The sequence below is a fragment of the Vagococcus bubulae genome (genome assembly GCF_003950315.1).
Classification (GTDB): domain Bacteria; phylum Bacillota; class Bacilli; order Lactobacillales; family Vagococcaceae; genus Vagococcus; species Vagococcus bubulae.
Window position 1 is genome coordinate 19,296 of record NZ_NGJT01000006.1, and the last position, 26,065, is coordinate 45,360.

General features: G+C 33.2%; 28 protein-coding genes and 1 tRNA gene. 5 read left to right on the top strand and 24 right to left on the bottom strand.

Going from position 1 to position 26,065, the window contains the following annotated elements; all coding sequences use genetic code 11:
* Positions 1-30 precede the first annotated feature (30 nt).
* A complete protein-coding gene (locus tag CBF36_RS04505) occupies positions 31-1,176 on the bottom strand; it encodes an LCP family protein (protein WP_125957000.1) in 1,146 nt (381 codons plus the stop codon).
* A gap of 194 nt (positions 1,177-1,370) precedes the next feature.
* Between CBF36_RS04505 and CBF36_RS04510 the strand changes: the two genes are divergently transcribed.
* The gene (locus tag CBF36_RS04510; RefSeq protein ID WP_125957002.1) at positions 1,371-2,501 is read left to right on the top strand and encodes a glycosyltransferase family 4 protein; all 1,131 of its coding nucleotides are present in this window, start codon (positions 1,371-1,373) and stop codon (positions 2,499-2,501) included.
* A 4-nt stretch (positions 2,502-2,505) separates the two neighbouring features.
* Here CBF36_RS04510 and CBF36_RS04515 read toward each other — a convergent pair whose 3' ends face one another.
* Positions 2,506-3,447, bottom strand: a complete 942-nt coding sequence (locus CBF36_RS04515; RefSeq protein ID WP_125957004.1) for a YihY/virulence factor BrkB family protein — start codon at positions 3,445-3,447, stop codon at positions 2,506-2,508.
* Between the two features lie 14 nt (positions 3,448-3,461).
* A complete protein-coding gene (map, locus tag CBF36_RS04520; RefSeq protein ID WP_125957005.1) occupies positions 3,462-4,214 on the bottom strand; it encodes a type I methionyl aminopeptidase in 753 nt (250 codons plus the stop codon).
* Positions 4,215-4,365: 151 nt separating this feature from the next.
* On the opposite strand from map, the gene CBF36_RS04525 reads away from it, so the two are divergent.
* Positions 4,366-4,812, top strand: a complete 447-nt coding sequence (locus tag CBF36_RS04525) for a flavodoxin (RefSeq protein WP_125957007.1) — start codon at positions 4,366-4,368, stop codon at positions 4,810-4,812.
* Between the two features lie 32 nt (positions 4,813-4,844).
* On the opposite strand, the gene CBF36_RS04530 is transcribed toward CBF36_RS04525, so the two are convergent.
* The gene (locus tag CBF36_RS04530; RefSeq protein ID WP_165865380.1) at positions 4,845-5,414 is read right to left on the bottom strand and encodes a TetR/AcrR family transcriptional regulator; all 570 of its coding nucleotides are present in this window, start codon (positions 5,412-5,414) and stop codon (positions 4,845-4,847) included.
* 262 nt (positions 5,415-5,676) lie between these two features.
* On the opposite strand from CBF36_RS04530, the gene CBF36_RS04535 reads away from it, so the two are divergent.
* Complete coding sequence (locus CBF36_RS04535) at positions 5,677-6,915, top strand: aminopeptidase (protein ID WP_125957011.1); 1,239 nt, start codon at positions 5,677-5,679, stop codon at positions 6,913-6,915.
* Between the two features lie 40 nt (positions 6,916-6,955).
* Here the strand turns inward: CBF36_RS04535 and thiI are convergent, their stop codons facing one another.
* From thiI to CBF36_RS04625, 18 genes are all read right to left on the bottom strand, one after another.
* Positions 6,956-8,173 carry a tRNA uracil 4-sulfurtransferase ThiI gene (gene thiI / locus CBF36_RS04540; RefSeq protein ID WP_125957012.1) on the bottom strand — a complete coding sequence of 406 codons (1,218 nt, stop codon included), beginning with the start codon at positions 8,171-8,173 and terminating at the stop codon, positions 6,956-6,958.
* Between the two features lie 12 nt (positions 8,174-8,185).
* A complete protein-coding gene (locus tag CBF36_RS04545) occupies positions 8,186-9,337 on the bottom strand; it encodes a cysteine desulfurase family protein (RefSeq protein WP_125957014.1) in 1,152 nt (383 codons plus the stop codon).
* Between the two features lie 122 nt (positions 9,338-9,459).
* Positions 9,460-11,184: a septation ring formation regulator EzrA gene (locus CBF36_RS04550; RefSeq protein ID WP_125957015.1), complete on the bottom strand. Its 1,725-nt coding sequence runs from the start codon at positions 11,182-11,184 to the stop codon at positions 9,460-9,462.
* A gap of 351 nt (positions 11,185-11,535) precedes the next feature.
* A complete protein-coding gene (locus CBF36_RS04555) occupies positions 11,536-11,928 on the bottom strand; it encodes an OsmC family protein (RefSeq protein WP_125957017.1) in 393 nt (130 codons plus the stop codon).
* A gap of 72 nt (positions 11,929-12,000) precedes the next feature.
* A complete protein-coding gene (locus CBF36_RS04560; RefSeq protein ID WP_125957019.1) occupies positions 12,001-12,828 on the bottom strand; it encodes a MetQ/NlpA family ABC transporter substrate-binding protein in 828 nt (275 codons plus the stop codon).
* Entirely contained in the window at positions 12,828-13,505 is a 678-nt protein-coding gene (locus CBF36_RS04565; protein ID WP_125957021.1) for a methionine ABC transporter permease, read from the bottom strand. Before CBF36_RS04565 ends, CBF36_RS04560 begins: the two co-directional genes overlap by 1 nt.
* Complete coding sequence (locus CBF36_RS04570) at positions 13,502-14,269, bottom strand: ABC transporter ATP-binding protein (RefSeq protein WP_165865381.1); 768 nt, start codon at positions 14,267-14,269, stop codon at positions 13,502-13,504. The genes CBF36_RS04565 and CBF36_RS04570 overlap by 4 nt, the downstream gene beginning before the upstream one ends.
* 159 nt (positions 14,270-14,428) lie before the next feature.
* A complete protein-coding gene (locus CBF36_RS04575; protein WP_125957025.1) occupies positions 14,429-15,256 on the bottom strand; it encodes a DUF72 domain-containing protein in 828 nt (275 codons plus the stop codon).
* A gap of 65 nt (positions 15,257-15,321) precedes the next feature.
* Positions 15,322-15,407, bottom strand: a tRNA-Leu gene (locus tag CBF36_RS04580).
* Positions 15,408-15,461: 54 nt separating this feature from the next.
* Positions 15,462-15,908 carry a SprT family protein gene (locus CBF36_RS04585; RefSeq protein WP_125957026.1) on the bottom strand — a complete coding sequence of 149 codons (447 nt, stop codon included), beginning with the start codon at positions 15,906-15,908 and terminating at the stop codon, positions 15,462-15,464.
* 13 nt (positions 15,909-15,921) lie between these two features.
* Entirely contained in the window at positions 15,922-18,096 is a 2,175-nt protein-coding gene (locus CBF36_RS04590; protein ID WP_125957028.1) for a Tex family protein, read from the bottom strand.
* Positions 18,097-18,127: 31 nt separating this feature from the next.
* Positions 18,128-19,444 carry a coiled-coil domain-containing protein gene (locus CBF36_RS04595; RefSeq protein WP_125957029.1) on the bottom strand — a complete coding sequence of 439 codons (1,317 nt, stop codon included), beginning with the start codon at positions 19,442-19,444 and terminating at the stop codon, positions 18,128-18,130.
* 154 nt (positions 19,445-19,598) lie between these two features.
* Entirely contained in the window at positions 19,599-19,988 is a 390-nt protein-coding gene (locus CBF36_RS04600; RefSeq protein WP_125957031.1) for a DUF1149 family protein, read from the bottom strand.
* Positions 19,989-20,124: 136 nt separating this feature from the next.
* Complete coding sequence (locus CBF36_RS04605; RefSeq protein WP_125957033.1) at positions 20,125-20,820, bottom strand: beta/alpha barrel domain-containing protein; 696 nt, start codon at positions 20,818-20,820, stop codon at positions 20,125-20,127.
* 55 nt (positions 20,821-20,875) lie between these two features.
* Entirely contained in the window at positions 20,876-21,505 is a 630-nt protein-coding gene (locus CBF36_RS04610; protein WP_125957034.1) for a glycoside hydrolase family 73 protein, read from the bottom strand.
* Between the two features lie 7 nt (positions 21,506-21,512).
* Complete coding sequence (locus tag CBF36_RS04615; protein ID WP_125957036.1) at positions 21,513-22,250, bottom strand: M15 family metallopeptidase; 738 nt, start codon at positions 22,248-22,250, stop codon at positions 21,513-21,515.
* A 5-nt stretch (positions 22,251-22,255) separates the two neighbouring features.
* Positions 22,256-22,816, bottom strand: a complete 561-nt coding sequence (locus CBF36_RS04620; RefSeq protein ID WP_125957038.1) for a hypothetical protein — start codon at positions 22,814-22,816, stop codon at positions 22,256-22,258.
* Positions 22,817-22,940: 124 nt separating this feature from the next.
* Positions 22,941-23,903, bottom strand: coding sequence for an aromatic acid exporter family protein (locus CBF36_RS04625; RefSeq protein WP_125957040.1), 963 nt, complete (start codon positions 23,901-23,903; stop codon positions 22,941-22,943).
* A gap of 120 nt (positions 23,904-24,023) precedes the next feature.
* Between CBF36_RS04625 and CBF36_RS04630 the strand changes: the two genes are divergently transcribed.
* Positions 24,024-24,653 (top strand): lipoprotein, encoded by a 630-nt coding sequence (locus tag CBF36_RS04630; protein ID WP_125957041.1) that lies wholly within the window; start codon positions 24,024-24,026, stop codon positions 24,651-24,653.
* Between the two features lie 15 nt (positions 24,654-24,668).
* Positions 24,669-25,274: an FUSC family protein gene (locus tag CBF36_RS04635; RefSeq protein WP_125957043.1), complete on the top strand. Its 606-nt coding sequence runs from the start codon at positions 24,669-24,671 to the stop codon at positions 25,272-25,274.
* Positions 25,275-25,463: 189 nt separating this feature from the next.
* On the opposite strand, the gene CBF36_RS04640 is transcribed toward CBF36_RS04635, so the two are convergent.
* Complete coding sequence (locus CBF36_RS04640; protein WP_125957045.1) at positions 25,464-25,664, bottom strand: helix-turn-helix transcriptional regulator; 201 nt, start codon at positions 25,662-25,664, stop codon at positions 25,464-25,466.
* Positions 25,665-25,666: 2 nt separating this feature from the next.
* On the bottom strand, positions 25,667-25,954 hold the full coding sequence (locus CBF36_RS04645) for a hypothetical protein (protein WP_207854455.1): 288 nt from the start codon (positions 25,952-25,954) through the stop codon (positions 25,667-25,669).
* Positions 25,955-26,065: the final 111 nt, after the last annotated feature.

Below are 26,065 nucleotides of genomic sequence, written 5' to 3' on the forward strand. Positions count from 1 at the left end.
AAAGAGTTTAAGGGAGACTCCCCTAAACTCTTAATAGTCATCTATTGCATATCCGTCTTGTGGATAAGTTCTTGGATCGACAATGCCATCTGTTTCAAAGACATAACTTGCATCATCACGATTATCTGTTGATTCTAAATTAAGTGATAGGCGTAATTTATGCGAGATATAATCAATGCTATCTTTGTGCAACCCAACCATACTTTGATCACCATATGTATAACTCATCCAAGAAAAAACATAGGAATTAAATTTATAATCTTTTGTTAAACCCGATTGAGCAACTGCTAAAATACGATTAGGTGGCATATCTGTTGTAATATGTCCATCTAGTGCGTTTAAAATACTTTTGTACTTAGCAATTGAGCCAACTTCCATCGCCTTTTTGGCAATAGCTTCTAATACTTCCTGCTGCCTTTTTCCACGTTCCACATCGTTATCGACATAACGTGTTCTAGCAAATGCCAAGGCTTCTTCACCATTTAAATTATGTTTACCTTCTTTTAATTCAACAACTTTTTTACCTTGTGCATTTTGTTCTGTTAGAGTAAATGGTACATCAATTTCTACTCCACCTACTGCATTAACCACATCTTCGAACGCTTTAAAATCAGCTGTTGCATAATAATTAATCGGAATATTTAATAATGTTTCCACTGCTGTAATTGAGCCTTCGATTCCACCATGAGCATAAGCAGCATTAATTTTATCGTTACCATCAAAATTTTTCGTCTGAATATATGTGTAGGTATCTCTTGGGATGCTGACCATACTAACCAACTCTTCAGAAGGATTAATAGTCAGTAAAATCATGGAGTCTGTTCTAGCTCCTCCTGTCCCTCTAGTATCCTCTGCGTCATCATCTAATCCCAGTAATAAAATAGAAATAGGGTCTTTTTGGACATCGATTTTGTCATTTTCAGCTTGCATGGTTTCTCTAGGTTTGTATGCATCATTTAAAAATTTATTGCCATCAAGCACCATCTTAACACCATATACCACTACACCCAAAAGACTAATCAGTAATAGAACACCTAAAATTTTCCCTAAATTAATCATTGCTCTCTTAAAGCCTGATCGCTTTTTTCTATTCGCTTTTCTAGTATTAAGAGGCGTAAATTGTTCATCTGGCTTATATTTTTTTGTTGGAGTTTTTTTTTCTTTTTTTCTTTTCACTCTATCATTCTCCTAAACATATTTAAAATAAAAAATAATTTCAATCTTAGACAGTATAACATAATCTTAATTTTTTAGAAAAACTAATCAGGAGATTTAGACTTTTTTAAAGAAATCTTATAGTTAGAATTAAATTGTTTATTAAATAAGGAACGTGTTATAATATGTTTTGAATTCTGAAAGTAGGTAAGAGAATGGACTTTATGTTAGAAATATCTTTTCGTTTAATTTTAACGATGCTCTTTGCTTTCCTTATAACACCTTTAATTCGCAAATTAGCCTTTATTATTGGCGCAGTTGATCAACCTAATAAAAGACGAATCAACACCAAACCTATGCCAACTGCTGGCGGGCTTGCTATTTTTATTTCTTTTTCTTTATCTATCTTGTTTTTGTTTGATGATATTATTCCAACAAGCTATGCCCTACATTTAATTATACCTTCTGGAATTATTGTGATTACTGGATTAATTGATGATATTTTCGAGATATCACCTAGACAAAAAATGATTGGTATTCTTTTAGCAGCTTTATATGTTTGTTTTGTGTTTGACATTATTATGCATTCTATCACATTGCCTTATATTGGCACGATTCAATTTGGTTGGCTAAGTTATCCCATTACAATTTTATGGATTTCTGGATTGACAAACGCCATTAATTTAATCGATGGCTTAGATGGATTAGCATCTGGCGTATCAATCATTGCCTTAACAACTATTGGAATTATTGGATATATTGGAGCATCAACTGGTGCAGTAAATATAGTTGTGCCTCTTAGTATTTTTATTTTACTAATGAGCACACTTGGGTTTTTCCCTTTTAATTTTTACCCAGCCAAACTTTATTTAGGAGATACTGGGGCTTTATTTTTAGGGTTTTTAATTTCTTTATTATCCTTACAAGGACTTAAAAATGCAACATTTATCTCACTGATTACGCCTTTAATTATTTTAGGTGTCCCATTAACTGATACGGTTTTTGCCATGATCAGACGATTATTAAATAAAAAACCTATTTCATCAGCTGACAAAATGCATTTGCATCATCGCCTTATCTCGTTAGGCTTTACCCACCGGGGAGCTGTTCTGATGATTTATTGTATGTCTCTGATTTTTTCACTTATTTCATTTCTATATTTATTTACCAATACTTGGGGGACAATCTTCTTGACGATTGCGTCGATTCTTGGTTTGCAACTATTTATTGAATTAATCGAACTAAGTGGTGAAAACAGACAGCCTTTATTGCACGCTTTAAAATTTGTAGGAAACAAAGCGTATCGGCAAAAAAAGTTATTAGAGAGAAAAAAAAAGAAAGAGTAACTCGTTAATTAACAGAGTTGTCTTTCTTTTTTTCATCTCTTTTTTCTTTTACTTTTTGCATAGTACTTTCAACATAATTTCCAACGAAACTTTCTCTTGGTTGAATTCGTCCATAACGTAATCGCTCAATGGTTACATTTAATACTCCACCAATTATGATAACTGAAGCTGCAATATTTAACCAAAACATAAATAAGATAAACCCACCAATAATACCATAACTAGATAATCGACCTGAAAAATGAGTCACGTAGAGACTAAATAGTTGCGTCACAGCCATCCATGCTATGGATGTAAAAACTGCTCCATATAATATAGTTGTAAAATGAATCTTCGCACTTGGTAAAAAATAATAAATGCATGTCATGACTACAAACAATACTGAAATCGTCACTGGCCAACGAAGTGTTTGGAATGTCGCTAAAATATTATCATCCGGTAATCCTAGTATAGGTATGACATGTTCTATTATCACTTGACCAAATCCCATCACAAACATCAAGATTACTAAAGCTAACATTAGAAGAAATATCATAAAAAACGACAATACTCGTCTAACAATCTGAACTTTCCCTTTTGAGACACCGTAAGCATTATCTAGGCTGATACGAATCGCGTTAATCCCCTTACTAATTGCCCAAAATGTTCCTAATGCTGATATTGATAACAATCCACCATTACTATTACTCAGTAAATCTTGTATGGTATCTTTTAGAATCCGATATATATCAGGTGGCAATAGTTCTTGAATGTACGGATACAACGCGGCATCATCAATATTTAAATAGGGTAATGTGTTCCCGATTACAATAAGAAGTGGGAAAAAAGAAAGTAACATATAATATGTCACAACAATCGAATAGATTCTCACATCAGATTGTTTCAATGTTAGTAAAAAATCTTTAAGAAACGATCGCCAATCCCTCTTTTCTTTTGTTTTTCCCATTCTTTTAAGCGCTCCTATTCATCTTGTAAAGTTAAAATTCTTGGTCCATCTTCTGTTATAGCGATAGTATGCTCATACTGGCAACTTAATCCACCATCTTTTGTTCTAGCAGTCCAACCATTATTATCCATTTTCATTTGCCAAGTTCCTGTATTTACCATAGGCTCAATCGTAATCACCATGCCTTCTTTCAAACGTGGTCCTTTTCCTGCTTGGCCGTAGTGAGGAACAGATGGTGCTTCATGAATTGTTGGTCCAATACCATGACCTATAAAATCACGTACTACAGACAAGTCTTCACCTTCAACATATGTTTGAATGGCATGACCAATGTCGCCAATACGATTGCCAACTTTGGCTTGTTCAATTCCTAAATACAATGCTTTTTTTGTTACTTCCATTAATTTATCAATCTCAGGTGTTGACTCTCCTACAACATATGCCCAACATGAATCAGACATTGCCCCTTTTAAGTCAATACACATATCCACTTTGATTAAATCACCGTCTTTAAGTGGTGTTTTTCTAGGGAATCCATGACAAATTTCATCATTAATACTGCAACATGTTGCATACTCATATCCTTCATAGCCAATTTGTGCCGCGATACCACCATTTTTTTCAATCATATCTCGAACAAATACTTCGATATCCCAACTTGTAACACCTGGTTTAATAAAATCACGTAACGCTTCATGAACGCTTGCTAATAGTTGCCCTGATTTTTCCATCTCATCTATTTCTCGTGCTGATTTTAATGTAATCATTTTTCTTTTTCGCTCCCTTTCATTCTTTGCTCCCCTATTCTAGCATAAAGGCAAGCATTCGACAAAATTCCAGACAGATAAAGGTATTGAAAACTATCTTGTATTTGTTATAATTTCTCTAGATGATTAATTCACAGGAAAGAGGAAAAAAATGGCTGTTGCAAAAATAGTTTATGCAAGTCTGACGGGAAACACAGAAGAAATTGCTGATATTGTCGCTGAACAATTAGAAGAAAAAGGAATAGATGTTGAAATAAATGAATGCACACAAGTAGACGCTGATGATTTTTTAGATGCTGATATTTGCATTGTCGGAAGTTACACTTATGATGATTTACTTGTTCCAGATGAAATCGCTGATTTTTACGAAGATTTATTGGAACTAGACTTATCAGGTAAAATATATGGTGTTGTTGGTTCTGGGGATACCTTTTATCCGTGCTTTTGCCAAGTCGTGGATCAATTTGATAAAGCCTTTCAATCAACAGGCGCAAAAAAAGGCGCTGAGTCTGTTAAGGTCGACTTAGCCGCCGAAGAAGAGGACATTGTTGCTCTTGAAGCTTTTGCTGATTCCTTAATCCAACATTTAGATAACTAACAAAAACAGGAAATAACATTTCCTGTTTTTGTTTATCTAGTTAACGTCACATCAGGATGCTCGATAGACATATTAATCATATTTTTAATCATGTGTTCTAACTCTTCATTTGTCGGATTAGCTCTTTTAGATGCAGCAAGAGAAGATAACCCAACACTCATTACCCAACAATTAGTAAAAATAGCTTCTTTTACTTCAGTGCTTAATTTGCTATATTTTTCATCACTGTTAACTTTTTCAAAAAACAAATCATGACTAAATTTATTTAATTTTTCTCCACTTTCATGATTATCAACAAATAATGATTTATAAAACACACTATTCTCTGAAGCAAATTTAACATAGTTAATCGTTAAATCCACGATACAATCATCTGTAAATCTACGTTCGTATACTTCATTTCTAAGACCTGCAGTCACTCTATCAATAAAAACATTTCTTAGCTCATCCATATTTTTAAACTCTAAATAAATTGGTTGAGTGGATGTTTTCATTTTATTCGCAATATTTCTTGCAGTAAAGCCACTGAACCCTTCTGTTGAAACAACTTCATACACGGCAGCTAATATGTGTTCTCGTGTAATTGTTTTCTTTCTTGCCATAAAAATCTCCCCTTTGTTCTTAAAATGTTTATAATACGAACATTGCATGCCACGCTATAGTTATTTAATTACATTATAACACGAACTACTCATCAAACAAGAGTATCTATCAAAAAACATAGATTTTTTTGATAAAAAAATCACATTTTACAAAATAACTAGTGAATACGATTACAAAAACAAGTTTCATACTTGATTTCGTTTGTCCGAAACACCTTCCTATGCTAAGATAATACTATTAATGTACTTGGAGGATGATACGATGGTTTTAAATAATTTTGATCATTTATTACAAAAATATGCCGAATTAATTACTAAAGTGGGTGTCAATGTCTCTGATTCACACACAGTAGTATTAAATATACAAGTAGAGCAAGCACCATTAGCTCGTTATATTGTAAAAGAAGCTTATAAATTAGGAGCTAAACAAGTTGTTGTGCAATGGTCTGACGATACAATCAACAGAGAATTTTTCTTACATGCTGATGATGAAGTCATTTCAACTGTGCCTCACTATAAGATAGAAGAAGCAAATGATTGGGTAGAAAAAGGGGCAAGTCGTATTAGTGTGGTTTCTCAAAATCCGGACGCTTTTTCTGGTGTGGATGGAGAACGTTTAGCTACTTTCCAATCAGTTAACGGAAAAGCGATGATGCCACTTAGACAAGCTACTCAAGCAAATAAATTAAGTTGGACTGTTGTTGCAGCCGCTGGTAGTGACTGGGCTAAAAAAGTTTTCCCAGAGTTGTCTTCTAACGAAGAACAAGTCGATGCTTTATGGGATGCTATTTTCAAAGCATGTCGTATGTACGAAGCTGATCCAATCGAAGCTTGGCATAAGCATGATAAAACGTTGGAAACAAAAGCAGCTGAATTAAATGCCCAACAATTTGACGCTCTACATTACACTGCTCCAGGAACTGACTTAGTGATTGGTCTTCCAGAACATCATCATTGGGAAGGTGCTGGTAGTAAAAACGCACGTGGCGAACGTTTCATGGCGAATATGCCTACTGAAGAAGTGTTTACTGCACCTGATCGTCGCAGAATTGACGGCGTTGTTTCAAGCACTAAACCATTAAGTTATGCTGGAAATACAATTGAAAACATGGTATTTACTTTTAAAGAGGGAAAAGTTGTTGATGTGACTGCTGAAAAAGGCGAAGATGTCTTGAAAAAATTATTAGAAACAGATGAAGGAGCTAAAAGTTTAGGTGAAGTGGCTCTTGTGCCTGATAGCTCTCCAATTTCTCAATCAGGTATTACATTCTTTAACACATTATTCGACGAGAATGCTTCAAATCATTTAGCTTTAGGTAGTGCTTACGCTTTTAATATTGAAGGTGGTACTGACATGACTGAAGATGAATTAGCTGAAGCTGGATTAAATCGTAGTCAAACCCATGTTGATTTTATGGTTGGTTCAAATAAAATGAATATTGATGGGATTAAAAAAGATGGCTCACGCGTTCCTGTATTTAGAAATGGCGAATGGGCATAATACAAAAAAGAAGTGGACGATTCCACTTCTTTTTTTACTTTTAAAATAGATCATCCATCTCTTGTGTACTTGTTTGTAAAAAGGTATCACTTGATTTAACTTCTTCAACAATAATTCCTTCTAATGCTCTTTCAACTAACCCATCAATATCCAATCTTTCTTCGTACTGACGAACTTTATCCACTTTTGGTTTGGTTTTTGGCTCTGGTGGGGCAAAAATCGTACAGCAATCTTCAAATGGCTGTGTTGCTAACGTGAATGTATCAATTTTTTCAGCAATGTCAATGATTTCAGATTTATCCATTGTAATAACTGGACGAATAATTGGGGTTGTTGTCACATCGTTAATTGCTAACATACTGTACATTGTTTGAGAGGCAACTTGTCCTAATGACTCCCCATTGACAATCGCCAAACCTTGACGCTTTTCTCTGATTTTATCAGTTAATCGTAACATAAAACGTCTTGTCACAGTCATCCAATAGCCTTGTGGAATCCCTCTTTTAATTTCTTCTTGAATTTCCGTGAATGGTACTGTAATAAATTCTATTTGACCAACATATGGCGTTAATTTAACGGCTAAGTCTTTGGCTTTATTTAATGATTGCTCACTTGTATATGGAGGACTATAAAAATGGACTGCTTCTATTTCTACCCCACGTTTCATTGCTAAATAGCCAGCAACTGGTGAATCAATCCCTCCTGATAGCATCAACATGCCTTTACCACTTGAACCAACTGGTAACCCAGCAGCGCCATAAATCGTTTCACAAGATAAATACGCTGCTTCATTACGAACTTCTACTTCCATACGAATATCTGGCTGAACCATTTTGACCTCAATACCATCAATGCCATGAAAAATAGCAGCTCCTACTTCTTTATTGATATCATTACTATCCCAAATAAATCCCTTATCTGAGCGTCTACTTTGTACTTTAAACGTTTTTCCTGGTTTCCAAATATCTTTTACCATCTCGACTGCTGTTTGACAAATTAACTCAGTGTCTTTTTCTAACCGAACTACTGGTGAAAAACTTTGAATACCAAAAATAGGTTTTAATTGTTTCATAACCAATCGATCATCTTCGCCATTTAAAATCAAATGCATCCTGTCTCTATCTGCTCTTACTTTTACATTTGGGTAAGCATGCAAACTTTGTTTCACATTATAGGCTAATTGATTAATAAAAATACGTCTGTTTTTTCCTTTTGTTGATAACTCGCCATAACGAATCATAATTTCTGTTGCTTTCATTTGGGGCTCCTCTTACAAATAGATTTTCGAAAACTTTTTGTATAATTGATTAAAAATCACTAAAAATTGTTCCACTTCCGCCATGGTATTTTGATGATTTAAACTGACACGAACGGCCGTTTCTGCATATTGATGCGTAACGCCCATTGCATGAAGTGTGCTACTATCAGTTTTTTGACGACTTGAACAGGCACTCGTTGTCGAAATATAAATATCTTTGTCTTCAAATGCGTGAACTAATACTTCACCGCGAACTTTTTTTAACCCAAATGTCAGAATATGAGGGGCTGATGACTCATCATCTAATGAAGAAAAAATCGTCACATGTTTGTACTGTTGCAATCCTGTTGCTAAGGCATTTTTTAGATGACGAATTTTTTGTTCTTTCATCTCTTGATCATCTGTCGCAATACGCATCGCTTTTGCCATGGCAACAATTGCTGGTGTATTTTCTGTTCCACTGCGTTTATTATGTTCTTGTCCTCCACCAGTCAATAAAGGAGATAACTTTGCTCCACTTCGCCAATAAACAAATCCAATCCCTCTTGGTCCTTGAAATTTGTGAGCAGAACACGTCATGAAATCCACACGGGGAGTTAAAAATTTATCAACAGGTAATTTAGTGATGGCTTGAACAGCATCCACATGATAATGAATCGATGGATAATTTTCCAATAATGTACTAATCTCTTTAATCGGTTGAACCATACCTACTTCACTATTCACTACAACGGTTGACACTAAAATAGTTTCTTCAGTGATTAATTGTTTTAAGTCATTGCAATCAATCATTCCATTTCTATCAACGGGACAAAAAGACACTTTAAACCCAAGTTCTTCTAGTTGTTTCGCTGTATTAGAAACAGATGGATGTTCCACACTTGACACAATAATGTGATTGCCAAAAGGACGTTTTTCTATCGCAGTTCCTTTTAAAACCCAATTATTTCCTTCTGTCCCACCACTGGTAAAAAATATTTCGGACGCATTGACTCCCAGTAACTCTGCTATTTGAGTGCGTGATTTCTCTAATAACACGGACGCTTGTTGACCTAAACGGTGTAAACTTGATGGATTTCCTATAAAACGCTGACTCACTTTATTATAGGTATCTAATACTTGTGGATGAATCATGGTTGTGGCACTATTATCAAAATATATCATATCGTCACTCTTTCTTAAAAATTCCTTACTCATTATAACGTGCTACTATTAAATCATCAACTTTACCTAATGACAAAATAAAAAACCAAGAAAACACATTTGGCTTTCTTGGACTTTTATTCTTAGACTGTTGTCTCTTTATTATCAAAATAATATTTTCTAATACGTTCTGTTGCTCCTGGTTCGATTCGTTCAATCGCTTCAGAAATAACATCTAAAGCATCTTTGTATTGATGCTCTCTTGAGAATAAACTCAAACTGCGATCAATTGCGTGTTTTATATCTGGATGAGAGAAACGGAAACGGTTAGCGTACTGAATCATTTGCTCTGTTAAAGCAGCACTATCAATCAACTCATTCGTTTTTTCACGAAGCGTGCGCATGTCTTCATCACATACATCAACTAAGCGATCGATATGATTCATATCTATTCTAATTTTATTAAGCTCTTGGCTTAGTTCTTCGATTCGTTCTCCAGTTACAAAGAAAAATTCTAAATAACTGCTTGGTATTCCAGGTAAGCGTTGTTTTTCAACATAGCGTTTTAACATACGCAATTCTAATTCATAGTCATCAATTTTTTCGATAGCTTGACGTTCTCTAGGAGCAAAGTCCTTAATCGAACGGCCTATCTCAACTTGCCCATTTTCGATATCTTTCAATTGGGCTAGACTCTCGCGGTAAAAAGAAGCAACTTGTGAGAAAATTGCATCTTTATTTTTCATTTTTTCTTCAGTTTCGTCAAATTCTTTTTGTATTTCTTCCATCTGAGCTTGGAAACCTCTGACGCTTCCCAATTCGTTGTTATTTAAAATATAACTTTGAGAGACATGATCCAATTCAATCATTAATAAATGATTGTTTTTGTCGGCATGTTCCAATAGGCTTTTTAGTTTTGCTTTATTATCATTAACATACACTCTTGAAGAAATCTCTTTCTCCATAATGTCATACAAATGATCAATTTCTTTAGCAATTTCAGTGTTTAATTTTGAAACATTTTCAATTTCTAATTTTTCTAAATTAGATAATGTTGAATCAACTTTGGTTTCTAGTTTTTCAACATTCACAGCCACCACATCGTTTTCAAATACATAGTGGTCTTTTTTCAATGTTTCATAGCCTTCTTTTATTTCCTTTAATTGTTTTGGAAACACATTAGTTAATGTGTCAACTAAAGGTGGAATTTGCTCTACAATTGTTTGGATTTCATACGTTCTCTTTTCAGCATTTTCTAATACAGTACGTGCTTCCATTGGATCACCTGCTGTATTTAATGCAACAAATTGAGTAAAATCACGTTCAACATTTTGAATTTGTTTTTCTAGTTCACTATAAGAGACACCGTATTTTTCAGGATTTTCAGATACTGTATCACTAATTGACTCATAAGCATCTAGTGCTTTTTGGACTGCTTCGGAGTTACGTTCTTCACTTTCACGTAATTCCTTTAGCCCTTGACGAATTTCTTCAACTTCTTTTTCCATTCCAGTCAACGTGTCATTAGCTTCTACAATGGCTTCTTTAACCTTCATTAAGCGATAGGTCTCATTTAAGTTTTCAATTTCAAAAATTAGGCTTTCTAGTTCAGCAAAAGATATGGTAGATATATCAATCCATTTTTGGTTCCATTCCCTAAATGTATTTTGGCTTTGGCCTACTAAGTGCATTTTCTTTACTTCATCCACTTCTTCAATCACTGGTAGGTCGAATAACGCGATTTTACGTTGCTCCAACTCCTCCAATTTGTCTTGATTTCTGCGTTTCATAAAGAACGCAACTAGGTAAGCAGCTACTGCTAGGATAATTACAAAAAGTAATACCCACAACCAGGTTTTAGTATTCATGAAATTTCCTCCATATATGTTTGTGACCACTACCCTTTCGACTCACCAGAAATACGAGGACTAAATGTCTGTTTTAAGTACACTTAAAACCTCTTTTTCATACAATTGATCAATATATTAGAAAATTTACATCTAAGAAAGATTATAGCACATTCACTACTTTCTATCACTAGTTTATTCTAAAAAAGTCATTTTTTCATTCTTTGACCTTTAAAGTGCCTACTAATGATTCATGTTCCTGTTTAAGTATAACTTATCTATTTCAACTTTAGCAATTAAAAAGATGTTTTTTTATCCAGTAGTATAAAAAAAGTTACAACTTTGACAAATTTGCCAGTTGTAACTGTCTTTTTATTTAAATGTTGCTGTTTCGACAATATTTATTTCGGTACCAAGTGACTGAATGACAGGGCAATTCTTTTTAATTAGTTTTAAACTTCGATTGGCACGTTCTTGAAACTCAAGAGGAACACTTAATTCAAAATGAATGGCAATCGAATTAACTGGATGACTTTGTCGTTCACTATCTCTTGTATATGTCACGATTGTCTTTTCAAACGTAAAAGGAATATGTGATTTATTCAAAATGGATTGGTACACATAAGCGCCACAGCTCCCAACAGAAGCTACCAATGTCTGAATAGGTGAATACCCTTCTTCTTTTAGTAATACCCAGTTCCCTGTTTCAACTGGTAGTTCTATTCCCTTTTTTCCTTGGATTAATTCGATGGTTTCACTTGTCATAGCTTTTCTCTCCTTATCAAGTTTTTAACTAGAAAATACCCCACCTCTTATCATATAAAAGGTGGGGACATATTAAAATGCTGGAATGGCTGTTTTACTATGCTCTTTTTCTATGTAATCTTTTACCGCTTTACTTGTCATCGCTTTTTTCAGTGCTTGAATTTTTTCAGATTTTTCATTATCTTCTCTGGCAACTAAAGAAATCGCAAATCTTTCATCCACTGTATTTTCTAATAAAATGGCATCATCTGGTGTTAATCCAACTTTTGCGATATAAGCTGGGTAATTGTATACCATCGCAACATCTTTTTCATTATAAGCTTCTGCTAAGTTTAATAAATCAACTGATAAAAACTCTAATTCTTTTGGATTTTGTTCAATATCTTTAAGTGTCCCGTTAAATCCAACCCCCTCTTTTAGCGTGATTAAGCCTTTTTCATTTAAGATAGCTAACGCACGACCTTCATTAGACACATCACTTGGTATCGCAATTTTAGCGTTATTTGGTATTTCCTCTACTGATTTATAATCTTTTGAATAATAACCAACTTTTGCATTATAGATTGGTTGAATCACGACTAAGTTTGCATCTTTTTCTTGATTAAATTTCATCATATATGGTTTATGTTGAGCAAAGTTCGCATCCACTTCTTTACTTTTTAACATTTCATTGTATTGAATGTTATCTGTCACTTGTACCAATTCAATATCCCAACCATCTTTTTTCGCTTCTTCTTTTGCAACAGTTACAATGTCAGTCATTGGTGGTGCTTGAGAAGCCACTTTAATGATTTTATCTTCTTTTGGTGTGTCTTCTTTTTTACTTTCTTGAGCTTTTCCACACGCCACTAACCCTAATGTTAACCCTAATAATACTGAATACTTTAAACTTTTTTTCATTATGACAACGTCCTTTTATCTAATTTTTTTGCTATTTTATACCCTACTAACTGAATTAATCCAACCAATACAATCATCATCACAATAGCCATCATCATGACCGTATATTCATAACGTTGGTAGCCATATCGAATGGCGAAGTCTCCAATTCCTCCACCACCGACTACCCCCATTACAGTCGAATAAGATACCAAACTAATTAACATGGATGTGGCACTTAATACAAGACCACTTCTTGCTTCTAACCATAAAAAATGAATCACTTTTTGCCATAAACTCACGCCTAGTGAATCAGATAAAATCAACACACTATTTGGAATATCTAGTAGCACTTGTTCGCAAAGTCTAGCAAAGATGGCAATCGCAACTAAACTTAACGATACAGAAGCTGACTTTGGACCAAATCCTGTTCCCACAATTACTCTAGTAAGTGGAATTAACATCACGACCAATAATAGAAAAGGAAATGAACGAATAATATTGACATAACTGGATGCCATATTATATACCAACTTTTTTTGCCATGTTTCTTTTCCTCGACATAAAAATAAACTCGTTCCGATTATTAAACCTACTAATGAACCAATCATCATACTGACACCAATCATATACAATGTTTGTTTAAGAGCTAACATCAGTTCTGGAAAATAAATCATCGCATGCGTTATAGATGTCATGTTGTTAACCTCCTGAATGCTTTTTCAGGATAAGATGCCAACAATTCATCTTTTCTATGATGAGTCACATTTACAATATGACTAATATTTCCTTTATCTAAAATCAAACACTCCTGGCAAAATGTTTTAATTTTATCCAAATCGTGACTAACAAAAATAATGGTAGGTTGATACTCAGTGTGAACTTCCGTCAATACTTGTAAAATCAACTGTGCGTTATACTCATCTAGTGCACTGGTTGCTTCATCTAGTAAAATGTATTTAGGTTTTGTCACTAATGCTCTGGCTAACGCTACTCGTTGTTTTTGCCCACCACTTAATTGAGAAGGATAGCTTGTGTGATACCCTGAAAGACCTACTTTTTCTAACCAATAGATAGCCTTCGTAATATCTTTTATCCCTTTTAATTTTAATGGCAGATGAACATTTTCAAGTACGGTCAAATTGTTTAATAAGTGATACTCCTGAAAAATCATACCCATTTCTTGTTTTAACGCGCGTTGCTGACTTTTAGTCAATGTTTCACAGTGTACCCCATCAATAACTAGTTCTCCCTCATCAATTGGTGTGGTTAAATTTAAGATACTTAATAGTGTAGACTTTCCCGAACCACTTTCTCCCACTATTCCATAAATAACGCCTTCATTTATTGTTAAAGTGATATCTCTTAAATGAAAGTCACCATAAGATTTTCTCACTTTTTTTAATTGAATCACTTTTTCGACTCCTTTACGTATACGGTACTGCTTATCGACATCACACATAGTAAAGGCTCTCACAGAAAAACGCAAAATTATGAAACAAAAAAAGAGAGTAACCATTTGATTACTCTCCTATATCGATAAAAAGCATTGATATTATAGCATGTTCATTTAAGGTATTCATTTATTTAGCAAACAATTTTGTCTTTTTGTGAAATATTTTTAAAATAAATTTAATTGAGTCGGATTCAACCCTTTATAATCAATTGCTAACTTATTTTTTAAAGTTAGGGCATTTTCACCTGCATCGCCACCTGAATTATTATTAAACACAACCACTGTTTTTTCAGCTTCTATTTGTTTGATGTCCTTTGCCAATTCATTTAACTCCAAATCTGAATAACGATAGAGTGTTCGCTTTTTTCGCCAATCTCCTGATTTTTCTGTCCAGTAGCGTTTATTTCTTCCATGTAATCTCAAATAAGCATAATCTTCTGTGGTTACTTTAGGTAAAAATGGCACCGAATGATGAGCGACTTGTGGTTCATCTACTGTCACTAATGTGTAGTGATATTGTTTCATAAACTCAATCATATCTTGTTTGACAGATTCGTTGTACCATGTTCCACTTCGAAATTCAATTGCCATGGGAAATTCTTTGAAACGTAACCTTAACTTACGAAGATATTCCACGTTTTGTTTATTACAAATAAAGAAACTTGGAAATTGACACAGTATCGTTGATAAGCGATTTTGTTGAATCAAAGGCGTTAAAAACAATTTAAATGCGTCATCCATCTCTTCTTCACTTTGATAAAACTCTTCTAGCTTGGCGTGTTTCGTCATGACTTTGAACGCTTTAACACTAAATGAAAAACTTTCAGGTGTTTCCTCTACCCATTTTTGGCTAACAGTTGATTGTTTAATCCCATAAAAAGAGGTATTCATTTCTACCACTGGAAATAAAGAGGCATAGTCAGATAGCGTTAAAAATGATTTGTTCAATAATTTACCATGCTCTTTAAATGTTGTTAGACCTATTTCTATCAACTTTTCTCATTCCTTTTCGTCTATAAAAAAAGTACCAGATCAATAGACCTGATACCCAATCAATATGCGAGAAAAGGGACTTGAACCCTCACGAAGAATACTCTTCACAAGATCCTTAGTCTTGCTCGTCTGCCAATTCCGACATTCTCGCTAATCGTAGTGTTATTTTACCATATAATACTTAGTGGTTGCCACTATATTTTCATTATTTTGTTAAATAGACTAATTTTCCACCACACTGACAACGATACTTTGCTAAATTCAAACGTTTCTTTCGTTGAAACTGTTTATGACACTGACAACATTCAATCATGTAAAGCTTTGATTGTTTCTTTTCACAAAGTGGTGGTGTAAATCGTAACCCATCAACTTGTTTGAGTAACTCTTTAAACTCTTTGTCTTTATGTTGATAACCCTTATTTTCTAAATGAAGATGATAATGACAGAGTTCGTGCTTAATAATCCCTATCAGTACGTGTTCATCATAAACCGCTAATATTTTAGGATTAAAATCTAACTGATGGGAGGCTAAATGATACCTTCCACCAGTTGTTTTCAATCGCTTATTGAAAGAAGCTTGATGAAGAAATGGTTTACCAAAATATGTAAGAGAAACATCTTCTACTAATGTTTGTAACGCCACCTCATTCATCGATACTCTCTCCTTATTTTTTCGTTGGTTCAATCATCGTTAACGTAATACGTTGTTTTTGGACATCTACGTCAACAATCCATACCGTTACCACGTCTCCGACTGCAACAGCATCTGTTGGGTGTTTAATATAAGATTGACTTAATTTTGAGATATGAACCAATCCATCTTGCTTCACCCCAATATCCACAAACGCACCAAAATCGACCACATTTCGGACTGTTCCTTCTAATTGCATCCCAGGTTTTAAATCTTCCATTTTAAGAATATCTTTTCTTAAAATTGGCGCTGCTAAATCATCACGCATATCTCGTCCTGGTTGTCTTAAAGCCTTAATTACATCTTCTAGTGTTTCTTTACCAATCGATAACGTCTCACTCATTTTATCAACTGATACTTTTTCTAATTTTTCATTTGTTTCATCTGTGCCAATTTCAGATATATCAATCGCTAATTCTTCTAGCAACTGTTTTACTAATCCATAACTTTCAGGATGAATTCCCGTTGTATCTAAAATATTTTTAGCATTTGGAATACGTAAAAATCCGATTGATTGCTCGTAGGCTTTTGGTCCTAAGCGTGGTACTTTTTTCAAGTTAGTACGGCTAGTAAATTCACCGTTTTCTTCGCGATAAATCACAATGTTTTTCGCTGTTGTTTTATTTAATCCAGCCACATGTTGTAGTAGTTGAGCACTTGCTGTGTTAACATTTACTCCGACTTGGTTAACGACCATTTCAATGACGAAATCAAGTTTTTCTCCTAAGCGTTTTTGTGACACATCATGTTGGTATTGCCCCACTCCAACTGCTTTTGGATCAATTTTCACTAATTCTGCTAACGGATCTTGCAAGCGGCGACCAATACTAACAGCACTTCGTTCTTCAACTTGTAAGTCAGGAAACTCTTCTCGTGCCGTATCACTGGCTGAATAAACTGACGCACCTGCTTCATTGACGATTACATAAAAAACTGGACGTTTCATTTCTTTTAGGCAATCTGATACAAATGCTTCTGATTCACGGCTAGCTGTTCCATTACCGATTGCAACCATTTCAACTTGGTATTCCTCTAATAATTTAATAAACTCTGGTTTAGCTTCTTCGCGTTTTTTTGCATTTGCTGGTTTATGTGGATAAATGACATGCACAGCTAATAATTTACCTGTTTGATCAACAATCGCTAATTTACATCCTGTTCGATAAGCTGGATCAAACCCTAATACAACTTTTCCTTTTAAAGGCGGTTGTAATAATAAATTTTTTAAATTTTCGCCAAAAATAGTAATAGCTTGTTCATCTGCTTTTTCAGTCAATTCATTCCGGATTTCTCGCTCAATTGCTGGTCCTATAAATCGTTTATAGCTATCTTCATAAGCTGCACGAATATAAGGTGTCGCAATACTTGTGTCACTCTTAATTAAATGACGTTCAAAATACTGATACACACGGTTGCTATCTATTTCAATCGCAACTTTCAGCACGCCCTCTTTTTCGCCACGGTTTGTCGCAAGCACTCTATGTGACACCATTTTTTTCATAGGTTCTGAAAAGTCATAATACATTTCATACACGCTTTTCTCATCCAATGATTTATCTTTTACTTTTGTAGTATAAAGACCTGTTTGTTTCGTCATATCCCGTAACCATTCACGGTAAGACGGCTCATCACTAATCACTTCTGCGATAATTTCATGTGCTCCCATTAATACATCTTCTGTTGTTAAAATATGATGTTCTTCATTAATATATTTTGTAGCTTCCTCATCAATGCTTCCTTCTTTAGGAAAAGTTAGCAACCAATTTGCAAAAGGCTCTAACCCATTTTCTTTAGCAATAGTCGCTTTAGTACGTCTCTTTTGCTTAAATGGTCGATACAAATCTTCTACTCGTTGCATTTTTTTCGCAGCATTGATTTTTTTTTCTAAATCTTTCGTTAATTTTCCTTGTTCACTAATTAAACGAATCACTTCTTCTTTACGTTTAACCAGTCCCTCGATATAAGCATGACGTTCTTCAATTTCTCGAATCTCAACTTCATCAAGACTTCCCGTTTGCTCTTTACGATAGCGCGCAATAAAAGGAACCGTATTTCCTTCACTTAATAAGTGTAATACGGTATCTATTTGTTTTCTTTTTATGTTTGGTAACTCTTTTTCTAAAATATCAAAAACTTGTGTGTCTTGCATAATTATTCTGCCGTCTCCCTATAAATATATCTTAACTTTTAAAATAATGTCTTTCTATATAGTCAGCTAATGCTTTATAAGCTTTCAAACGTAACATTACTTCCTTATCCATCATAACATATTTTTTTGATAACATTGGTATCTTGACGATTTTTTCTAATTCTTCAAAGAATTCTGCTGACTCTTCAACATAGATTTCACTCCATGCCAAATCACTTTCGCCTTTAGTCTCTATTTGATTCGTGTTTGCTTGATACCATCGATATTCTAAAAATTTTAAGGCTAAGCAGTATTCTTTATACTTATCTACTGGTACCCTAACTTCCATTCTTTCAGTTCGATCAGCTGACACAAATAAATTAACTATCTCTAATTGTTCTTTGTTAAGATTTTTAGTTTTAACTTTCTCTTTAGGATCATTTATTACTGAGTTGGCTTCTTTTTTTACTATTGGCTCAGCGATTGGTGTTGTATTTTTTTTCTCTTTAGGATCATCATATTCTGTTAAGTTATTCCTTAACATAGGCGAATCACTTATTTCTGTCACAACACTTTGACTTATTACTTCTTCAGGTTCTTTACTCTGCAAACTTTTAATAATTCTTGTTTTTTCTTTTCGCTCATTTTCTATAATGGTAATTAACTCTTTATTTTTTTTCTCAAGCTCTTGAATTTTTTGTTCTGCAGAAGCTAATTCACTTACTTTATCTTGTACTAATTGTTCATTTTTTTTCTGATCTTCTTCAAACAACACCAACATTTTATTATTTAATTTTTCTAACTCTTTTACTTTATTTTCTAATGTAATAAATTCTTCTACTTTTATATTCATATCTTGCAAAAGTGATTGCTTTTCTTTTTCTAATATTTGAAATAGCTCTTTGGTTTTAATTAATTCCTTTTCTAAAAACTTGTATTCTTCCTTTTTCTTCTCATATTTTCCAGAAATTTTCTTTTTTTCTCTCAAGGCTGATTTCAAATTATGTTTGGTTTTGGTATTATCTGAGCTTAATACTTCAATTTGCACATTAGCTTTTTCTATCATGTCTGTATAAACTAACATTTGGTTTTCATACTCATTTATTTTTTGCATAAATTGTTCTTTTTGCTCTATTTCACGTGATAGATAAACATTTAATTCTTCCATCTGTCGTTTATTTTGATTTATTTTATTTAGATGCTCTTGAAGTTGCTTGTTTTCTTGTTCAATTAAACTTAGCTGATTCATCAATACCATTTGCTCTTTTTCTTGGTTTTCACCCCATTTTTGCATGATTAAATCTTGTTCAATGAATTCTCGTTGTAAACTACTTATTATCTCATCGTATTTTTCTGTTTGTCTATTCATTCTTATACCTCATTTATTTGGCTTTATGACATCTTTCTTTACAACAAATACTTTTAAATGTTCGTTAAAAAAACTAAAGGCTAAACTTATTTGTCAGACAATGTCATTATACTAAAAAAGTGTTGTTTAACAACAACACTTTTTTTAATATTTGTTATCCCTCTTGAGAGAAGTTAAGTTGTACACCTGGTTTGTCTAAAGCAATCTCTGTTACTTCAAAAGTTAATCGCTCGATAAGTAAAAACAATGGTCGAACCAGTGTATTTACCTCTTCTTGTGTTAAATCTTCAATTTTATCCACTTTTCTTCCCACAGTTTGGACAAATTGTGCCACATCACCACTAACAGCAATATTATTTTCTAATACAATTTTAAATTCTACTCTTAATCCTAAAATTGAATTATTACTTGCGTCAATATTCATTTCCTCAGTAATTTCAAAAGGATTTAAACTTACACTAATAGATGTTTCCTCATTATGTCCTTGTGCTAAGGCGTCATAATGATATGTTTGTACAAATTCTTGTTGTCTGATTAATTCCATTTTATTCTCTCCTAAATATGTTATAACTTTAAATTTATTTTAATTCTCTACCTTTTATATTCTACACGAAAATTTTGTAGATTTAAATGTAAATCTACGTTTTTTTGTACAATGATTCAATTAATTGACTAAAATATTAATTTTCATTATTTTCTTCACGTTCAACTGCTCGATAATTTTGCATCTTTTTGCTAAAAAGCATACCGTTTGAAGGTGGCGTATATGTAATGGCATTAGCTCCTGCTTCAATGGTTTCCATAATAGACTCTTCTGTTGGACCACCTGTTGCCATAATTGGAAACAATGGATATCTTTCACGAATCGTTCGAACAATATGTGCGGTGTGTTTTCCACCACTGACATTCAAAATTTGAACTCCTGCCGCAATTTTTTCATCAATATCAGTAAACTCAGAAGTCACTGTCCCAATAATTGGAATATCAATTGTCTGCGAAATATCATAAATTGTCTCTTTAGGTGTTGGTGCATTGACTACAACTCCCAATGAGCCATTTGCTTCTGCGAACATGCTCATATTCACTGAACGATTTCCTTGCGTTAACCCGCCACCTACACCAGAGAATACTGGAACATCTGCTGACTCGATAATTGCTTTTGTAATAGTTGGATGTGGTGTAAAAGGATATACTGCAATAACCGCATCCGCATCAATATTTCGAATAATTGCGATGTCTGTTGAATAGCAAATTGATTTAATTCGCTTTCCATAAATTTTTATTCCTGAACAATTTCTTATAACACTTGGTACATGAATCAAATCTTTTCTTAGATTTGTCACAATTTCAGGGGCAATTCGTTTTTCTCGATGCATTTTATTTCTCCTCCATAAACAAATTGAACTTTAATTACGCCATTAAAGTTCAATTTTATTGATCATATTGATCTAGATTATATTCTTTAATTAATGACACTAACTTTTCAGCATAACCTGGGTCTGTTGCGTATCCAGCAACTTGTAAGGCTTTTGCTGCAGTTTGATAATCATCTGCTAACAACACACCTTGATATAGATACGGATCCCAGTCCACACCTTGAACAAATAGTAACGTGTGATCTCTAATACAATCTGACCAACTTGCGTATACTTTAAAATTAGCCTTGATTGTCTCCCACTTACCATCTTTATATTCTTTGGTTTCAAGTTTTACTGAATGATCATTTGAGCTAAATGACTTAATACCAAATAAATTATTGTATTTAGCACTCAACTCACTTGTACCCCAATCTGATTCTAAAATTGCTTGTGCTAGTATAATGCTTGGCATAATGCCATGACTTGCTTGCATTTCTTTAGCAACAGGTACAATTTCAGCAATAAACGCTTGCTTATCTATTGAATTATCCGCATCAGACTGAGCTACTGGTGTTGTGTCACTTAACCCTCCCAAACTTAATAAAAAAACAATTAGCCCAACAACTAAAAGCACTGCTCCTAAAAATACGGGTAACGTTAATTTACGTTGGTAACCATATCTTCTTGTATATTTTTTCGCCATAAATTACCTACTTTTTAATCATTTCTACATATTCTTCTAGCGACAAATTGTGTTTTTTCATATATAAGGCATTGGCTTTACCAACATATCGAATGTGCCAAGGCTCATAATTAATACCTGTTAATGATTCTTTTCCTTTTTCATATCGAACAATAAAGCCATACTGACAAGCATTTTCTTCAATCCATTTTCCAGCTTCTGTTTCTCCAAATTCGCCTTCAAGCATATTGCCTTGGTTATACCATTCTTGCTCTAAAATATCAATAGCTAACCCTGTATGATGCTCACTTAGTCCTGGTTCTGTTAGATATTCCATAGCTTTTTTCTTGGCTTCTTCATCTGATAACCCTTGTGCTTTATAACTTGAAACATCTCGTTCTACAATGGCAGTTTGTTCTGCTACAGACCGGTAACCTGAAATAGTTACGATTTTAAATCCTTTTTTATCTGCTGCGTCAACCATTTTATTAAATGAGTCAAAAATCCGACTGTCTATTTTTTCTCCATTTGGTAACTCTTTTAAATTAGTTGGTTCTTTTTCAATCTTATTATCTTGATTAACTAAAATCAGATTCCAATCAGTCGCTTTTCCAGGATAGATTTCTTTTGTTTCTATTGCTGAGGTCTCACCTGTCTTAGCTGACTGTGTTGTTTGTTCCACTGCTTCCTGGCTTTTCCCAACTTTAAACCATAGTCCTAGTGCGATAAAACAACAGATAATACCAATAAATATTTTTTTAGCCATGATGACTAGTCATTCCCTTTATTTTGTCCATTTTCTTCTGCATAAGTGTCTGTTAAGTTTTCATCTAACCATTCAAGCAAATCGACTTTTGATTCTTCAATTTGTTGTTGAACAACTCCTGGCATAAAGAATTCTAATATATCATCATATCCCCATTCTCCATAGTTCATGACCACACGTAAAACGACCACATGTTTTTGCGGAACGTTTAATAATTCTTGATTACTAAAACGTTGTTGGGTAATTAATTCAACATTGGCAACACCTGATTTAATCCAAGTGTTAGCTATGACTGTTTTTAAACGTTTATACTCGACACCTGCATAATTTCTTTTTTCTGGAAACATAATGGTTTGACTCACGATTTTTTGAATCAGCATCCACTCATAATCAGAAAATAAATTTTTAATCTTTTGCATTTTATCATTTGGTAATTGTACTAACCCTTTTTTCCAGTCTGACCATATCTCTATTGGTAATTCTAAAATATTCTTACAAAATGTGTCTTCACTAATAAATTGATCTCTGATACGGTCTAACATAATATTAACCATTGCTTGATGCATAATACGTCATCCTCTTTTCTTATCTATTAAATCAACTAAACAATATAATATCCCTTTCCATTTTACTATATTTAGCAAAACTTTTGAATCAAATACACCGATTGGTCAAATAAGTTTAAAAAAACTACAACATTTTTTCATTCATTTGGCTAAAGTTTACTTTTATATCAATGAATGTTTGAATTTGTAGTAATAATTGATACAATTTCGCACGATTTTCAAATTCTGTTCGTGATTTTGGTAATGGTTTTGTTTCATACATTTGAAAGACTTCTAACACATTTTCTTTTAAAGACAACGCATTGTTATCTTCAGCATATGTTTCAGCAATATTTAATAATAATGTTTCAACACTTTCTGCCACATCTTTATCAACATCTATTTGTTTAATTAAATCATTCATATCTTCTAGTGTTTCAAATTGACGTAATCTCATATTGAAATAACTTAAATAATATTCATCTTGTGATAACAACTGATTTTCCATATGACGTTTTGATAATTGCTTTCCCTGTTTAATCGATTTAGATAATCCTTCTAGTAAGGCATTACACTCATTTGCTACATCTTTTCTGTAAAGTAATTCTGAAAACTGCAACAATAGTTTTTGAATGGTCCCGTCAACGACTTGTTTATTTTCTTCAATGTCTTCCTTGACACTTGGCATATGTAAATTAGCAATTAGAGCCAATGTGATTCCTATCAGTAATAAACCAAAAGCATTTAAGACTAACCATGGTGCCATTGATTTTTCATTTAAAAAATGCGTCATCAAAACTGAATTGATTGGCACAATTTCAGGCATTTTCCACTTACCAGCAATTGGTATATAAAATAATAACAACAAACAATAAGCCAATGGATTATATCCTATCACGTGATACCAAAAATAAGCCATGATGGTTGCTAACATAAAAGCTAAAATTCTTCCAACCCCTATTTTGACAGATGAACGTTTCGTATTTGTCACACTTAAAATGGCAACAACCCCAGCTGTTGAGGCATATTTAAATCCCAGATATGTTGCCAACCATATACCAATAGATGCTGTTAATGCCGTTTTTATGGTACGTAATCCAATTTTCATAATATTCCTCTTTTCACAATTTCTCCTTACTCTATTTAAAGTCAAAATTTGTTTCTCGTCAAATACTAGAAAAATACGTCTCTTTCGTTTATCATAGGAATATATCGAGGGGGTTACTTTATGACACGTATTAAACCAGTTTTAGCTGTATTTGTGCTTCTGTTCACTTTAAGTGGGTGTGGTATCACACAAGAATTAGATCAATCAGTCACAGTCACAAAAAACATCAATCAACAATTAAAAGAAGAAAAAACAACGATTTCCTCTTTAAATACACTTCTTGAAAATTTTTCAACAACCTATGACAAAGATGTCCATGAAAAAAAAATAACCGATATTTTAGGTAATGAAACAAGCAGTTTAAATAAAAGTTATGAAGAACGTGAAGCATTATTATCCACTCTAAAAAAAGATAATAAACTCATCAAATCCTATAATAAAGAACTAAAAAGTATTATATCTAAAAAGGCAGTTGATGTGGATAATACGAAATTAGTTTCCATTCAAGGAAGTTTAGACATTATCATCAATAATATTGAATCTCTTCAACTTTATATTGAAACAGGTCTCTCACAAGAAAAAGAGCTATATGATGATGTCTCAAGTGATACAGCGGATGCCCTATTTTCTGCTATTGATAGAGCAAATGGTGCTATGCTCCTAGTGACAAATGAAACCTTACAAAATATTTCTTATACCACAAATTTAATAACTGACTATCAAAAATCAGTTCCATCAAATAATAAATAGGAGAATGTTTATCAGATGGTTATTGGAAAATATCGAATTGGCTTACGAACACTGAAAACCTCAGTTGCTGTTATGTGTTGTATTATCTTCTTTCACCTAACACATCGCGGTTCCCCAATGGTGGCAACGCTAGCAGCTGTTTTTGCTTTACGCGAAGACATGTCAACTACTATGAGTTTTGGTAAATCAAGAATATTAGGTAACACTATTGGTGGGATTGCTGGTATTTTATACTACATTTGTTTACTCAAACTTCCGAATCAATCCATTGGTGAAATCTTTCTTGTTCCTTTTTTTGTTTTAGTTACTATCACTGTTTCGACCCGTTTAAATAATCAAAAGGGAATTATTGGCGGCGTTGCAACCTTGTTATTTTTATGTTTCTCAATTCCTAAAACAAGTTCTTTTACCTATGCAATTGATCGTGTAATCGATACGTTTATCGGAACACTCTTTGCTATTTTATGGAATTACTTAATTAAATCGCCATTAGAAGATAAGGAAGAAACCTTAGAAGAAAAAAAAGAAGCTTTAGCTCAAAAGAAAGAAGAAATCAAAACCTTGGAACAAGAAATTCAAACACTAGAAAAAAATATTCCACCAGGTACACCATTAGACTAAAAAAACACGCTCACAATCGGAACTGACCCCAAAAGGGAAGACAAATATAAAAACACCCTTGTTGAATATCAGAAAAAAGTAATCGCATAGGTCTTTTTATTACTGTCTCATTTTAGGGGTTCAGTCCCCTTCGCTATGTTTTTTTATTTATCAGTATTTTTGATATTACTGAATAGGATGAAAATAATATTATTCATTATAGTGATGTTGAAATAGTTCATCTACTGTTATATCCAATTCAGCAGATAATTTAAACGCTAGAGAAAGGGTTGGATCATATTTATTATTTTCGATCGCATTGATTGTTTGTCTAGTGACACCTGTTTTCTTTGCTAAATCTGCTTGAGAAATTTTTAGTTCCTTTCTCTTTTCTTTAATTCGATTTTCCATTACTAATTACCATACTTTTTCTTATAATACAAAAGGGTTATAAAGTAAATAATAGCGACTACTGTTAGAAATGTTAATGGATTTGTTCCAGTATATGAATTAGAAAATAAATTCCTTAACACGTCACCAATCAACGTCAATACCACAATCAATAAAGTATAAGTACTAGCTTTCCAAATAATCATTTGTTGACGTTCATCATTTTTTTTAATAAGAGAAACAACCATTGAAACATCTAACGAAACTATACCTAATATAAACAAAATAAACATCATTAATCCAAAATCCATTATTAAATCCTCCTTAATATGTCAAAACTTCTTTACATTTTTATTTTAAACAACCTTAAATGAAATGTCAAAACCTTTTTACATATACAAATCAAAAAACCTCTATCACCG

Bases quoted from the DNA above. Each gene is read 5' to 3' on its own strand.
- CBF36_RS04570 (WP_165865381.1), bottom strand. From the start codon at position 14,269: ATGTGTGATGTCGATAAGCAGTACCGTATACGTAAAGGAGTCGAAAAA.
- CBF36_RS04595 (WP_125957029.1), bottom strand. From the start codon at position 19,444: ATGAATAGACAAACAGAAAAATACGATGAGATAATAAGTAGTTTACAA.
- CBF36_RS04585 (WP_125957026.1), bottom strand. From the start codon at position 15,908: ATGAATGAGGTGGCGTTACAAACATTAGTAGAAGATGTTTCTCTTACA.
- CBF36_RS04620 (WP_125957038.1), bottom strand. From the start codon at position 22,816: ATGCATCAAGCAATGGTTAATATTATGTTAGACCGTATCAGAGATCAA.
- CBF36_RS04525 (WP_125957007.1), top strand. From the start codon at position 4,366: ATGGCTGTTGCAAAAATAGTTTATGCAAGTCTGACGGGAAACACAGAA.
- CBF36_RS04615 (WP_125957036.1), bottom strand. From the start codon at position 22,250: ATGGCTAAAAAAATATTTATTGGTATTATCTGTTGTTTTATCGCACTA.
- CBF36_RS04605 (WP_125957033.1), bottom strand. From the start codon at position 20,820: ATGCATCGAGAAAAACGAATTGCCCCTGAAATTGTGACAAATCTAAGA.
- CBF36_RS04555 (WP_125957017.1), bottom strand. From the start codon at position 11,928: ATGACAAGTGAAACCATCGAATTAATCCAAGGAAAAAAGGGAATAGAA.
- map (WP_125957005.1), bottom strand. From the start codon at position 4,214: ATGATTACATTAAAATCAGCACGAGAAATAGATGAGATGGAAAAATCA.
- CBF36_RS04645 (WP_207854455.1), bottom strand. From the start codon at position 25,954: ATGGATTTTGGATTAATGATGTTTATTTTGTTTATATTAGGTATAGTT.
- CBF36_RS04550 (WP_125957015.1), bottom strand. From the start codon at position 11,184: ATGAATACTAAAACCTGGTTGTGGGTATTACTTTTTGTAATTATCCTA.
- CBF36_RS04530 (WP_165865380.1), bottom strand. From the start codon at position 5,414: ATGGCAAGAAAGAAAACAATTACACGAGAACACATATTAGCTGCCGTG.
- CBF36_RS04515 (WP_125957004.1), bottom strand. From the start codon at position 3,447: ATGGGAAAAACAAAAGAAAAGAGGGATTGGCGATCGTTTCTTAAAGAT.
- CBF36_RS04625 (WP_125957040.1), bottom strand. From the start codon at position 23,903: ATGAAAATTGGATTACGTACCATAAAAACGGCATTAACAGCATCTATT.
- CBF36_RS04590 (WP_125957028.1), bottom strand. From the start codon at position 18,096: ATGCAAGACACACAAGTTTTTGATATTTTAGAAAAAGAGTTACCAAAC.
- CBF36_RS04610 (WP_125957034.1), bottom strand. From the start codon at position 21,505: ATGGCGAAAAAATATACAAGAAGATATGGTTACCAACGTAAATTAACG.
- CBF36_RS04635 (WP_125957043.1), top strand. From the start codon at position 24,669: ATGGTTATTGGAAAATATCGAATTGGCTTACGAACACTGAAAACCTCA.
- CBF36_RS04630 (WP_125957041.1), top strand. From the start codon at position 24,024: ATGACACGTATTAAACCAGTTTTAGCTGTATTTGTGCTTCTGTTCACT.
- CBF36_RS04565 (WP_125957021.1), bottom strand. From the start codon at position 13,505: ATGACATCTATAACGCATGCGATGATTTATTTTCCAGAACTGATGTTA.
- CBF36_RS04535 (WP_125957011.1), top strand. From the start codon at position 5,677: ATGGTTTTAAATAATTTTGATCATTTATTACAAAAATATGCCGAATTA.
- thiI (WP_125957012.1), bottom strand. From the start codon at position 8,173: ATGAAAGCAACAGAAATTATGATTCGTTATGGCGAGTTATCAACAAAA.
- CBF36_RS04545 (WP_125957014.1), bottom strand. From the start codon at position 9,337: ATGATATATTTTGATAATAGTGCCACAACCATGATTCATCCACAAGTA.
- CBF36_RS04510 (WP_125957002.1), top strand. From the start codon at position 1,371: ATGGACTTTATGTTAGAAATATCTTTTCGTTTAATTTTAACGATGCTC.
- CBF36_RS04640 (WP_125957045.1), bottom strand. From the start codon at position 25,664: ATGGAAAATCGAATTAAAGAAAAGAGAAAGGAACTAAAAATTTCTCAA.
- CBF36_RS04560 (WP_125957019.1), bottom strand. From the start codon at position 12,828: ATGAAAAAAAGTTTAAAGTATTCAGTATTATTAGGGTTAACATTAGGG.
- CBF36_RS04600 (WP_125957031.1), bottom strand. From the start codon at position 19,988: ATGGAATTAATCAGACAACAAGAATTTGTACAAACATATCATTATGAC.